Source organism: Enterococcus sp. AZ126 (assembly GCF_051714545.1).
Lineage (GTDB): Bacteria > Bacillota > Bacilli > Lactobacillales > Enterococcaceae > Enterococcus_L.
Genome location: NZ_JBIOSB010000001.1, coordinates 2023825 through 2037267 on the forward strand (window position 1 = coordinate 2023825; position 13443 = coordinate 2037267).

At 34.6% G+C, this 13443-nt stretch carries 12 protein-coding genes and 1 other annotated feature; of the genes, 4 read left to right on the forward strand and 8 right to left on the reverse strand.

Features of this window, described 5'->3' with window-relative positions; genetic code table 11:
• Positions 1–30: 30 nt before the first annotated feature.
• From IGI43_RS09645 to IGI43_RS09660, 4 genes are all read right to left on the reverse strand, one after another.
• Positions 31–1704 carry a peptide ABC transporter substrate-binding protein gene (locus IGI43_RS09645; RefSeq protein WP_438757583.1) on the reverse strand — a complete coding sequence of 558 codons (1674 nt, stop codon included), beginning with the start codon at positions 1702–1704 and terminating at the stop codon, positions 31–33.
• A gap of 218 nt (positions 1705–1922) precedes the next feature.
• Positions 1923–2156 (reverse strand) — a binding site (T-box leader).
• Positions 2157–2292: 136 nt separating this feature from the next.
• On the reverse strand, positions 2293–3846 hold the full coding sequence (lysS, locus tag IGI43_RS09650) for a lysine--tRNA ligase (RefSeq protein WP_438757584.1): 1554 nt from the start codon (positions 3844–3846) through the stop codon (positions 2293–2295).
• Between the two features lie 55 nt (positions 3847–3901).
• A complete protein-coding gene (locus IGI43_RS09655) occupies positions 3902–4477 on the reverse strand; it encodes a DUF998 domain-containing protein (RefSeq protein WP_438757585.1) in 576 nt (191 codons plus the stop codon).
• Between the two features lie 72 nt (positions 4478–4549).
• Entirely contained in the window at positions 4550–5938 is a 1389-nt protein-coding gene (locus IGI43_RS09660; RefSeq protein WP_438757586.1) for a hypothetical protein, read from the reverse strand.
• A gap of 220 nt (positions 5939–6158) precedes the next feature.
• On the opposite strand from IGI43_RS09660, the gene murI reads away from it, so the two are divergent.
• The gene (murI, locus tag IGI43_RS09665) at positions 6159–6944 is read left to right on the forward strand and encodes a glutamate racemase (protein WP_438757587.1); all 786 of its coding nucleotides are present in this window, start codon (positions 6159–6161) and stop codon (positions 6942–6944) included.
• Positions 6945–7045: 101 nt separating this feature from the next.
• Entirely contained in the window at positions 7046–8038 is a 993-nt protein-coding gene (locus IGI43_RS09670) for a choloylglycine hydrolase family protein (RefSeq protein ID WP_438757588.1), read from the forward strand.
• Between the two features lie 111 nt (positions 8039–8149).
• On the opposite strand, the gene IGI43_RS09675 is transcribed toward IGI43_RS09670, so the two are convergent.
• The 4 genes from IGI43_RS09675 to IGI43_RS09690 form a co-directional block, all read right to left on the reverse strand.
• The gene (locus tag IGI43_RS09675) at positions 8150–9112 is read right to left on the reverse strand and encodes a siderophore ABC transporter substrate-binding protein (RefSeq protein ID WP_438757589.1); all 963 of its coding nucleotides are present in this window, start codon (positions 9110–9112) and stop codon (positions 8150–8152) included.
• 91 nt (positions 9113–9203) lie between these two features.
• Positions 9204–9962, reverse strand: coding sequence for an iron ABC transporter ATP-binding protein (locus tag IGI43_RS09680; protein ID WP_438757590.1), 759 nt, complete (start codon positions 9960–9962; stop codon positions 9204–9206).
• Entirely contained in the window at positions 9959–10927 is a 969-nt protein-coding gene (locus tag IGI43_RS09685) for an iron chelate uptake ABC transporter family permease subunit (protein WP_438757591.1), read from the reverse strand. Before IGI43_RS09685 ends, IGI43_RS09680 begins: the two co-directional genes overlap by 4 nt.
• A complete protein-coding gene (locus IGI43_RS09690) occupies positions 10924–11871 on the reverse strand; it encodes an ABC transporter permease (RefSeq protein ID WP_438757592.1) in 948 nt (315 codons plus the stop codon). The genes IGI43_RS09685 and IGI43_RS09690 overlap by 4 nt, the downstream gene beginning before the upstream one ends.
• 492 nt (positions 11872–12363) lie before the next feature.
• Here IGI43_RS09690 and IGI43_RS09695 point away from each other — a divergent pair, with 492 nt between their 5' ends.
• Both IGI43_RS09695 and IGI43_RS09700 read left to right on the forward strand, forming a co-directional pair.
• Complete coding sequence (locus tag IGI43_RS09695) at positions 12364–12810, forward strand: YueI family protein (RefSeq protein ID WP_438757593.1); 447 nt, start codon at positions 12364–12366, stop codon at positions 12808–12810.
• 13 nt (positions 12811–12823) lie between these two features.
• Positions 12824–13231: a hypothetical protein gene (locus IGI43_RS09700; RefSeq protein WP_438757594.1), complete on the forward strand. Its 408-nt coding sequence runs from the start codon at positions 12824–12826 to the stop codon at positions 13229–13231.
• Positions 13232–13443 lie beyond the last annotated feature (212 nt).

Genomic DNA, 13443 nt, shown 5'->3' on the forward strand with positions numbered 1-13443 from the left:
CCTTTCAACTATTCAACTTTTTAAACACCTCTATTCTTGTAAATAGGCTGTTCTAAGATTGAAATAGTCACCGTACAAGTGGTAGCTGATTCCTTTGATGTTTGGATTGATCAAATAGTTAGATGCACTTTGATAAAGTGGTACTTGAGCTGCATCTTCATCTAATAAAATTTCTTCTGCTTTTTTGTAATCATCAAATTGTTTATCCGGGTCATTTGCATTGATTGTCCGAGCATCCGTGGTTAATTTGTTGTAATCGGCATTTTTGTATGAACCATAATTATAGGCTGACTCTCCAGCATACAAATTGAAATACGAATCTAAATCACTGCTTCCAGCAATCCATCCTGATAACGAAAGTTCATAGTTTTTCTCTTTACGTGTTTCTAAAACATTGTTTTTTGGTTGAGCATTGATCGTGATTTCTAATCCTTCTAAGTTTTCTTGTAATTGACTTTGTACATATTCAGAGATTTTCTTGCCATTATCATCATCAGAAACTAATAGTGATAATTTGATTTTATCACCTAGGTCTGCTTTGGCTTTATTCCACTCGACTTGTGCTTTTTTCACATCATATATTGAATAGTCGCCACTAAACTTTCTGAAATCTTCAGATGTTTCAGGATTCTTATATAGTCCACTTGGAATCAAACCGTTCAATGGTTTTGAGCCATCATTTAGTACACTTTTTGTTAAAGCATCTTTGTCGATTGCTTGTGCGATCGCTTTTCTTAAGTGAATATTAGCTGGCGCTGTACCTTCTTTTTTATTGAAGTCTAAAAAGTAATTTGCTACATCAGAATGTGTAACATAGCCTGTCTCATCGCTGTATTGTTGAACGTATTGACCACTGATTCGAGTCAGATCTAATTCATTTGATTGATATAAATTGATGCCAGTATTTTCTTCTTTGATGGTATTTACTTTGACCTCTTCTAATTTCACTTTATCTGCATCGTAATATTCAGGGTTTTTCTTTAATGTCCACGTATCTGATGATGCATCCCAATCCGTCAAAATAAATGGACCACTGTAAATCAAATGCTCGCTGTCTGTTGCGTAATCTTTTCCTTGTTTTTCAACATAGGCTTGATTTTGCGGCGCTAACCAACCGATTGATGCAACGGTTAAAAATGACGGTTGTGCTTGTTCTAATGTTACCTCAAATTCTTTATCACTTGGAGCGGATAGCCCGATTTCATCTACTGATTTTTCACCATTGCGAATTGCTTTACTATTTTTTACATTGTCTAACAAATAAGCATTTGGACCGATCGTTGCTGGTGTTACAAGTTTTTTCCATGAATATAAGAAATCTTGTGCGGTGATCGGTTCTCCATTACTCCACTTTATATCATCTTTCAATGTAAATTTATACGTTAAACCATCTTCACTAATCTCAACTTTTTCTGCCAATCCTGGAATTGGTGTACTGTCATCATCAAAACGATACAGGCCTTCAAAAAGGTGTTGAACGATCGTAAAGGTGTTTTTGTCCATTGTTTGTGTTGTGTCTAATGTTGAAAGCGGCGCTGGTGAGCTGATTTTGATTTTTTGACTTGTAGCGATTTTTCCCTCTTCACTCTTGGTTGTTTCTTTCTTGTCGTTGCCCCCGCATGCTGTTAATAATAATCCCGTTAATACTACACTTACGACTACTAATTTCTTCACTTTGTTTCCCCCTTCAGTATCTGTATACATTAACTACTCCTACCAGATTGTGTAAACGTCGAAAAAGCTGAGTAAAATGACTTTTCTTCTCTTGTCTCAAATCTTGTGAATCATCTATCGGCAAAACCACTCGTCGTCCTTTGATTCTTAGCTCATTGGCTCTTAGAAATTGATGTGATCAAAACGATAGCAGTGATTTACTAGTAAGATTTCTCTTTCTATGATTGCAACAAAAAACTCTCATCCTGTAAAAGGACGAGAGTTATAAACTTTCGCGGTACCACCTTCAATTGGCTTAACATAAGCCCACTCTTTCAGTACAATCATACTGAGGCGCTGTAACAGGCGCACCTGAATTGATCTTAACGTGTTCGATCAATTTGTTCAAAGGCCATTTTCCTTTTCATCTTCACTATCTCTTTCCACCAGCCGAGACTCTCTTTGAGTTATCTGAAAAATACTTTCCTTGTCTTCACATTTATTTCTAATAGAGAATGTATTACATGGATTGTAGCACATAAAAATAACGAGCGTCAACCATAATTTTCAATCGCTTTCTTTTATTACTATTCTCGCATTTTATTCTTATAAACATCTCTATTCAACCGTTCAAATATGTTAATTGCAAATCAATTCTATAAAATGAGGACGTCCAATCACTTGAATCAGCAAGGGGATTCTTGGTCCACTATTTTTTTTCAACGTTAATTGATAAATCGCTTGAAACAATTCTTTTTGTTTTGCACGTCGTTCTTGTTTATCTTCTGATTTAACCAAATCATAGACTGTTTGCATCAACTCATCACCCGTTAAATCAGGATTGTTTTTTAAGATTTCAGCTAATTTATTAAGCGTTTCTTTAATCTCTTGTGAAAGGCTATCATAATATACGTTGTCTTGTTCTGTTTGAATCGTTAGTAAGTGATTATCTGCATCATTTTCAATCCAATAGGCTGCTCTAGGAACAATATGATCTAACTCTTCTGAAGTGTAAGGTGCTTCTTTTAAAAGAATATCCTTGGCCATTTGTTGGTCATTATTTGTTAAGGATAAAATGCTAACCGTATGTGAAAAGGATGGATAATTTTTTTGAAGATTTATTTTCGTCAATTTAATCATTTGTGCGGTCAACTCATCTTGATCAGGATTCTCTCTTGATTGTGACACTTTCCGTTCAAATTCTGTATAATTCTTCAACACATCCGTATCTAAACCAATATCAAACTGTGCTTTTGGTAGATATTTGGCATAAAGATAAAAGATCAACTCAGGCGTATAGATAGCTAATAAATCTGTTAATGTAATAATATTCCCTGCAGAACTAGACATTTTTTGCGTTTGTCCTTTTATGTTTATAAAATCATACGGTTCATAGTTTGGTGCTGTATAATCAAAAACTTTTTTTGCAACCATTTTAGCGACATCAAAGCTGCCATTTTTTGAAGAATGATCTTTTCCTCCTGGCTCAAATACAACTTTTTCAAATTTCCAACGCATTGGCCAATCAACTTTCCAGTGTAATTTCACTTTTTGTTTTTGCCCGATCACTTGTGAGCCAGTATGTCCAAAATGGCACGTATAGTCGATTTTTTTTGTGCGTTCGTCATAATTTGTAATTGTTGTACTATCATGACCACACGTGTCACAATACAACGATATAGGATAGAATTTTTCTCGTGCCTCTTCATTTGATTTTTCAGTTCGGAAATTTTCTAAAATGTCATAAATTTCTCTTCTTTGTTCCATCGCTTTTATTATATAATCATCGTATACGCCAGACTCATATCGCTGTGTCTCATATATATATTCAGGCGTAATACCCATTTTCGCTAAATCTGCTTCAAATGTTTTCTCAAAAAATGCGCCGTAGCTTTCTTCTTCATCAAAAGCGCATGGTACTTTTGTATATGGACGCCCAATCTGATCTTCATTCACGCCAAATACATTTGCAGGAATCTTTCTTAAACGATCATAATCATCCCATGACAAGATAAATCTAGGATTTCCTCCTAAATCTTTTAATGCTTCCGTCACAAAATAAGTGGTTACAACCTCTCGAAAATTGCCAACATGAATATATCCAGAAGGACTAACGCCGGATGCGCACGTTAATCCTAACCTGTCTGGATAGTTGTTTAATAATATATTTGCTGCTTCATAAGCCCAATGCATACGTCATACACTCCTTCATCATCATCATTGATTTTTTTACTACTTGTTTTTCACTTTATTTTTTTCTTACCATTCGTACTGAAACAACAAAAAACGGACTATATAATAAAAATAGACTCACTCTTTGAGAAATACCAGTAAAATTACTTATTCTAGAAAGAATCAGCATTGAAAATACTGCGCCGACAAACGTTATACTAGAGAATAAAAGCAACGGCCTATTTTCTTCAAGAATGCTTAAATAGATGAGTAAAAATACACCGATCAATAATCCTGCAAGCCCTATCCCTGATCCGTATAAATGAACCTTTGCTAAAAAACCTCTTTCATTAGAATCACTTACATGATTAGCCAATCCTGAAACAATACAGTCTAAAATTGCAAATGCTGCAATCGATCCGCCTAAAAAAGCTGCAGCTTTTTTAGATGTTTTTTTAAAATGGGTATAAAATGCTGGTATGGTTAATAAAAATAATAAGCCATTCACTAGTTGCCACTTTTTAAACAAGAATTGAACTGGGCTACCATCTTCTCCTAACGCGCTAATAGGCATAGATATAGAGTGATAAGGAGGATAGTACTGAGCCAATATGATCGGTATGATGATCTCACTACATAATACAACTATCATGAGATAGAAGCCTTTTTCTCTTATGAATTTCATATGCTTTGTTCGCCTCTTTCCCAATAAGTTATTTATTAGCTATGAAAATCGCCCACAAATAGTTTTTACGTTGATCGGAATTGCTGATTTAACAGGAATCGTTGGCGCTTCTAGAATGTCATCGTAAAAAATAATCGCATTTTTTACGATCCGCTCATCGACTTGATCCAATTCTTTATATGAATTAAAAAGCTTTGTAGGGATATTTAAGTATTCTTTCTTTTCTTGAAAAATACTCATAATCAACGAGTTATAAAGTTTATTTGTTAAAATCACAAAAGCACTTGTAACCTTTTCATTTTGATCCAATAAAAAAATCACTTCTTTGGTAAATCGTTTAACATAATTTTCATTAAACGTGTATTTAGTTGTGGTTTCCTTTGAAAGAGAACCGAGTACGTAATTGATTTTTTGATAGGTGGCGATCTCTTTCTCGTTTAAATGGACAGACTGTGATGGGAACAATAGTTGCTCATTCAAATAGGCTGTTTTCAACAATTTTGTCACCGCGTTTATAAAGAATTGATTCTCTTTTACCTCTGCCTTAAATTGTCCTGAAAACCGTTCTACAAGTTCAATTGAACCTCTTTCCCCATAAATAAAGACGTTATTTAATTGCGTATAATGCTCATTAAATCTATTGATTGTCGCAAATGTATAGTGACAGGAATTGAGAATGATCGTTAAAAAGTAGAGTTCATCTATAGGTAAATAATTCTCTAAATCACTGAATGTATAAAATTCTTTTAAACACTGAAACATCTCTAATTGTTCTAACATTTTTTTGCGCTTTTTTGTATACTGAACACAATGTTCTCTTCTATTATATGCGGTTAGAAACCCCATCGACACATAATATTTATTTTCTGGTGATAATATGAATCCTTTTTCGATCATCACTGTAAAAAAATAATTTAACCATTTCTGAAATCCCTTGTTTTTTTCCATAGAAAATACAGGCGTTACTTTTAAACTAATATTCATACACAATAAACGATACCCTAATTCGTCTATCTCTTCAAATCTTAACCCTAATTGATTGAATGCTTGTTCCACTTTGCGCTTTAAACTATAAGAAGAACCGACAGAAATATATAATTTTTCAACAAATTCTAAGTAATGAGTGCACTCTTGCAAATACAATAATACCCCTTGCAAAAACCTTGATTCTTTAAAAATCAACTTCTGATAAACATATACTGGTAGATGAGTAGCCAATACTATTTTATACTCACCACAGTAATAATTTTTAGCTAATACATATGGTTTTAATCGCTCACAAATTTCTTCTATGTAGTCAATCAACGTTGCAGAAGATAGTTGAAAAAGCTGACTAGCACTTGAAACTCCAATCGTTTCACCTTGGTATAGAGAATTGATAAGTTCTGTTTTTATTAGAATATCTTTTTCAATATATGATTCTATCAACACGAAAACCTCCCACCAATCATAGTACGTTGCATTTACGCTCGTTTACTCATTTATTTCGTCTGTTCATTCGACTAAATTTTAAAAATAGACTTTCATACAGACGCTTTCATTTTATTTTACTTTCTGATCAAAAAAAACGAATAATTTTGAAAAAAAATACCTACATGGTATGTTAAAGTACATGTAATCACTGGAAAAAATGATGGAGGAAAACGAGATGCAGTTAAAAATTGGTGTGATGGACAGTGGTGTAGGCGGCCTGACGGTTGTAAATGAACTTCAAAAAATAATTCCTGATGCAACGATTTTATATTATGGTGATAGTGGTAACTGTCCTTATGGTAATAGAAGTCAAAAAGACATTATCGAATTATCAAAAAAAATAATCGATTTTCTTTTATCTCAAGAGGTTGACTTCATTTGCATTGCGTGCAATACTATTTCAACTGTTATTGAGAAACTTCAAAAAGATTGCCCGATAAAACTTATTGGGATTATCCAGCCTGTTTCAAATTATATTGCAACAGTCTTAAACCCAAAAAAAATTGGTTTAGTTGCCACAGTTGACACTGTCCAATCACAAGAATATCCTATAAAAATTCACGAAAAAAATAAGCATATCACAGTCATTGGTCAAGGTAGTCCTACTTTGGCAGCACTTATTGAAAGCGGAGAATTTACGACTAAAAAAATTGAGGCCGAAATTCAAAAAGAGATGCAGTTGATTTTACAAAAAAATGCGATTTATTCTGTCATTTTAGGCTGTACACATTATCCGATTGTAGAAGATCACTTTAAAAAGTTGTATCCTAAAATTACGTTCATTAACCCAGCGCACTATCAAGCGCTTGTGGCGAATAAAGTGTTTTTGAACAAACCTATTGAACAAAATACCGGCACTGATACTTATATCTACACTTCTGGTGATATCTCTGTTTTTTCAAGTATTGTAGAAAAAATAGGTATCAAGACCCAACAGCCAGTTAAAAAATTGGTTCTTTGATTGTTTCAACTATACGTGTTATATCATGGTCTATTGAATATAGAAAGTACCTATATATGATAAGTACGCTAAACGAAAAAAATATGCGAGGAGGAAATTTTATGTGTACAAGCTTTACCGTATCCGTTAAAGACCAACAACATTATTTATCTAGAACAATGGACTTTAGTTTTTTACTTGAAGGGCAACCAATTTTTATGCCTAGAGGATTTGAGTGGTCTTCTTTTAATGGAGAAGTTCATCAAAATACCTATGCTTTTGTAGGTACAGGAAAAAAATTAGAGGACTATATCTTTGCAGATGGGGTCAATGAAAAAGGCGTTGTTGCTGCTGAATTATATTATCCAAATGAAGCGGATTATGCTACAGATAGTGTAGCAGGTCAGAAAAACTTAGCCCCGCATCAATTTATTATGTGGCTATTAGGAGAAAATAGCTCGATTGCTGAAATCAAAGAAAAAATCGGAACAATTACTTTAGTTGATTGCCCAGTAGCTTTATTAGGTATTACCGTACCACTTCACTTTATTGTGACTGATTCTTCAGGTGAAACAATTACAATTGAAACCAATCAAAAACAATTGATCCTAAAAGACAATCCAATCGGTGTCATGGCAAATAGCCCCAACTTAGAATGGCACCTGCAAAATTTAAACCAGTATGCTTCAATCAAACCAACAAATAACCCGTCACAAAAATTAGGTCCATTAACCCTAACTCCATTCGGACAAGGATCAGGGACTTTTGGTTTACCTGGAAGTTATGTCTCAACGGATCGTTTTGTTCGAGCTGCATTTTTAAAATACAATATGGTAACGAGTACAACAATGGAAGAAACGGTGAACAATATTTTCCATGTATTAGACAGTGTCACCATTCCAAAAGGGATCGATATTAAACCTGATGGAGAGATTGACTTCACTCAATATAGAGTCGTTATGGATAGTATCAGCTCTTCTTATTTTTTACAATTATATGAAAGCAATAGAGTTTACTCTGTGACAATAGATGCAGAACTTCTGACTAATACAACACCCATTGTCTATCCCGTCAGCAAAGACATGCTTTTTGAAAAATTAGAGCAATCGAATTAGACCAACATAAAAAATCAATCTACCCTTCTTATCATTATGTATGGATAAGAAAGAATAGATTGATTTTTTTATTATGCACATGTGCTACTCACTTTAGCAGCCGTTATATCTCTATTTTAATGCTTTTTGTACATCTTCGATCATCAAGTGTGTAGATTCTAATCCACCACCACTAAGGTACCAAACATCCGGTTGTAATGAAATAACTTTACCATTTTTACCAGCATTCGTTTGTTTGACCAACTCATTATTTTCTACGTTGTCATTTGTGTCATCGCCACCAATTGCTTTTGTCCGATCAATAACAAACAAAATATCCGGATTTTTTTCTAATACATATTCGTAAGAAACACTTTGACCATGAGTTGATGCTTCAATTGCATCATCTGCTTGTTTAAAACCGAATGTGTCATGAACGATTCCGAAACGAGAACCTGTCCCATACGCTGAAAGTTGACCTTCATTTACTAAAACAACCAATGCTTTTTCATCGCTTGCTTGCGCTTTTTCTTTAACATCTGCAATTTCTTTTTCTAAGTCAGCAATTTTTGTTTTCGCTTCGTCTTTTTTATCAAAAATTTCAGCTAATGTTTCGATATTATTTTTGGTAGAGTTCCATGTATCTTTGGCGTCTACTGCTAGATAAATTGTTGGCGCGATTTTGCTTAATTTATCTTGGAAATCTTGTTGGCGTCCAGAAATAATGATCAGGTCTGGCTTCATTTGGTTAATTTTTTCTAAATCTGGTTCTTTGATTCCACCAGCTGATTCTACTTTTTTATAGTCTTCTAAATACTTAGGCAAATTTTTTGTTGGTGCACCAACGACTGCATCCCCTACACCCAAAGCATCCATCGTATCTAATGAACCATTATCAAAAACAACAACTTTTTCAGGATTTTTTGGAACTTCGACTGAACCATTTGAATCTTTTACAGTAACTGTTGTGGCATTTGCGCTTGAGTCTTTCGATGCCGACCCATCTGTTGCTTTTTTATCGTTATTGCCGCATGCACCTAATGTAAGCAGTGCGACCATTGAGATTGTTGCAGCTACTAAAAATTTCTTTTTCATTTTATTTCCCCCAGTTTAATTAATTTTTTTATACCTTGACTTAACATGTTTGTTTCGCCTTTTTTGATCCAGCTACACACGTTAGCCTTTTCTAGTTAAAATACATACAAAATCTTTTTCCTTCTATTTCACAAATGCGGATATTCATATCGTAAAGCTCATTCAATACTTCTGATTGGATAATGTCATCGGTACTTCCGTGAGTGAACAGGCGCCCATCTTTCATGGCGACGATCTCATCTGCATAGCTTGCTGCAAAGTTGATGTCATGCAACACAATAATGACTGTTTTACCAAATTCATCCACTAAGCGTCTTAACGTTTGCATCATTTGAACAGCAAAGTTCATATCCAAATTGTTCAACGGTTCATCCAGCAAAATATAATCCGTATCCTGTGCTAAAACCATGGCAATATAGACTCGCTGTAATTGACCGCCTGACAATGTATCAATCAATTCATCTGCTAAATCTAGTAAGCCAAGATTCTTCATCGCTTCTTCAACTTTTTCATGATCTTCCTTTTTCAAACGACCTTTGCTATATGGAAATCGCCCAAAATTAACTAACTCTCTAACCGTGATTTTCAAATTAATCCCGTTTGATTGTTTTAAAATCGATAGTTTTTTTGACAATTCACTTTGCTTCCACGTTTTTACTTCGTTGTGATCCAAATAAATCTCACCTGTATCTTTAGGAACTAATCGACTCATCATTGAAAGCAGCGTACTCTTCCCTGCGCCGTTTGGACCAATAAAAGCAGTTAGTTTTTGCTCCGTGATGGGCAATTGAACTTCTGAAACAACTATTTTTTCACCATATCTTTTTGAAACATTCTTGATTTCGATCATCTGCGCTGCTTCCTTTCACTAATAATCTTTCCGACAAAATAAACGCCACCGCCAAATTCAATGACGATACTTAACGTCGTATTCAACTGAAATACTTGCTCAACCAGAAACTGTCCAAAAACTAATAAAAGGATGGACAATAAACTACCGCCTAAGAATAACTCCCGATGTCTATATGTTCCCATCAACTGATAGCTCATATTTGCCACAATGAAGCCGAGAAAGGTCACTGGTCCTACTAAGGCCGTTGATAATCCAATCAAACCGCTGATCACTGTCAATAAAATAAATTGAAACCTTGGAACATTGATGCCTAAACTAGTTGCTTGCTCATTACCTAAATGTAAAACGTCTAAAGCATGGCTTTTTATCCATAAAAAGCCTATCAAAAAAGTGATCAAAATACCGGCAATAACTAAATGCTGACTATTCACATTTCCAAAACTGGCAAATAATTTCCCTTGTAGTAAATCGTATTCATTTGGGTCCATCACAACTTGCAGGAACGTACTGATACTATTGAAAAATGTGCCTAATATAATCCCGATCATCAACAATAAGAACAGATCATTTCCGCCTTTTCTCAATAAAAATCGAGACAACATAATACTAGCACTGACCATCAATAAAACGTTCAAAAGAAATGTAGCAATCGTTTCATTCCCTAAAAGTTGTTGTCCACCTAAAAAGAAAAATAGCAAGGTTTGAATAAAAACATACAATGAATCCAACCCCAAAATATTCGGCGTTAAAAAGTGATTTTGTGTCATCGTCTGAAAACTGATTGTTGAAAATGTTGCCGCAATCCCGACAAATACAAAAGCCAACAATTTTTTTCCTCTAAGTTCTAAGGCAAAAGCCCAATTTCCATAGGTTTTATAGGACAAATACAAGGCACAAACCGCAATCACAGCAATCAATAATAATAGGATTTTTACTGTTGATGATTGGAAGAATTTTTTCATGCTGTTTTCCTCCTCATCAATAATGCGATAAAAATAAAGCTGCCAAGTACTCCAACAACTACACTTACTGGAACTTCATAGGGTGCAATCACGATACGAGCTAAAATATCACACGCTAATAAAAAGATACTTCCACCAACTGCTGTGATCGCCAGCGTATTTTTCATATGATCGCCATAACGCATCGATACCAAGTTAGGAACTATTACACCTAGAAACGGGATATTTCCTACCATAATCAAAACAACTGCACTTGATAAAGCCACGATACCTAGTCCAAATAATTGGATGCGTTGATAATTCAATCCCAGATTTATCGCCATATCTTCGCCCATGCCAACGACTGTAAAACGATAAGCAAAAAGGTACGTAACAATCAATAAGGGAATGGTGAGATAAAGCAGTTCATAATTTCCTTTCATCACGGTTGAAAAATTCCCCTGTAACCAGGAAGACATGTTTTGGACTAACTGAAATTGATACGCAAAAAAGGTTGCCACAGAGCCAATAATATTGCCAAACATCACACCGATCAGTGGAATCATGACCTGATTTTTTGCGGGTAAAAAGCGCGTTAAATAAATAAAAATCAATGTCCCACCAAACGCAAACAAGAATGCAATAAACGATCGAAATAATAACGGTGCTGTGGGGAAAAGAATCATCACGACTAAAATCCCTAAACGCGCACTATCCATCGTTCCTGCTGTACTTGGTGATACAAATTTATTCTGTGTCAAATGCTGCATGATCAATCCAGAGATACTGATCGTACTTCCGGCAATCACTAAACTGATCGTTCGAGGCAGCCTTGTAGTCAACAATACTAATTGTTGCTGTGAATCCCATTGAAATAATTGTGTCAGAGAAATATCTTTCACCCCGACAAAAATTGATAATACAATCAAAAGGAGTAAGAGAACAAATAGGCCTATTTTTTTCATATACTTGCTCCGTTTTTCTACTTGCTAGAATGAATTACTCAAAAGAGGAACGAGACTGTTCAGCTTTTCTCTTTGTCTAGCTTTACAGACTAACACCTCGGAAAAAAGATAAAATCTGCTCGTGCCTAAGAGCGGCACAATCATCTTTTCCTATTTTTTTGTCGGTGCTAAACGAGCCTGTTCAGCTTTTCTCTTTGTCTAGCTTTACAGACTAACACCTCGGAAAAAAGATAAAATCTGCTCGTGCCTAAGAGCGGCACAATCATCTTTTCCTATTTTTTTGTCGGTGCTAAACGAGCCTGTTCAGCTTTTCTAATTGAGAATGATTTTCATTCTTATCTACTAGTCTATGCGAAATGGATCATAAAAGCAATACTTTTTTAGCTTTTATTCATTCTCATTTAGTAAGGAAATTCAGTTATTTCGGGTGTTTACTGCCTGTTCTATGCTATAATTTGACTTAGGACTATATGAAAGCAGGTTAGATAATTAATGGCACAAGATGACTTACAGAAACATTTGGATAATGCAATGTATGGCACCCCGCTACTAAAACCAGAAGAACAGCGCAAATATATGGGAACCTTCCGTGAAAGATGCTACCTAACGATGACGATTGCACAGATGAAAAATGCAGAAGACAAAGCAAATTTCTTACAAGAACTAACGCAACATCCTGATGCTACCGTTCTATTAAATGGCACCATGGCAACTGATTTGCAATCTGTTTATATTAAATTGATCAATGAACGACAAATAAAGTTCACTGTGATGAACGATTTTGTTGAGAATACTCCTGATGCTTTGGGGTTAGTTTTAACTGCAAAAGACGCTGTAAATGAAGCAATAATTGACGTTGACAAAAAATATCCTAAACCAGTCTCAGCGACTCGACCTGAACAACCAAAAAAAGGCTTTTGGCATAAATTATTTAAATAAAGGAGAAATCATTATGATAGAGTCATATTTATTAAAACAAGATTTAGCAAATGCTTTGAATGCCCATATCAAATTATTACGAGAAGTAGAACAGATTGAAGAAGATCATATGGATGCTTTCACTTTTATGATGCGTAGTTTTGGATTTATGTTAGATCATTCGCCAAGTGTATTAATAAATCAAGATGATGAGGCGCTGCATTTTATGATGTTTCAATATTATAGTTTATTAACGGAACTCAAATATAATCTCATTTTGAATTATCCTTATGCTCGTATGCAAGGAAAAACAATGAGTGAGGTAGTAGAAGCATTTCCAACGACTTATGAACGTGAGATGAAACAATGGTGGGAAAAGAAAACTGGATTAGAAGTAGAAGAAACCAAACAAACAATCACAATCAAAGCGTTAGAATATTAAATTTATTTGTCGTAGTTCTAAGTTAATTCTTTTGCCAAAAATCTACAAAAAAAGAGGCTATGGTAACTCTACGAGTTATACCATAGCCTTAATGAATCGGAGCAAAAGCAACGAGTGGATGCTTTTTAGTCAAAAACTCGCAGATAAACATTGATGCACAGACTATACTTGATTCTCTGATCTAGATGGTTTTTGCCCAAATATTTTCTATA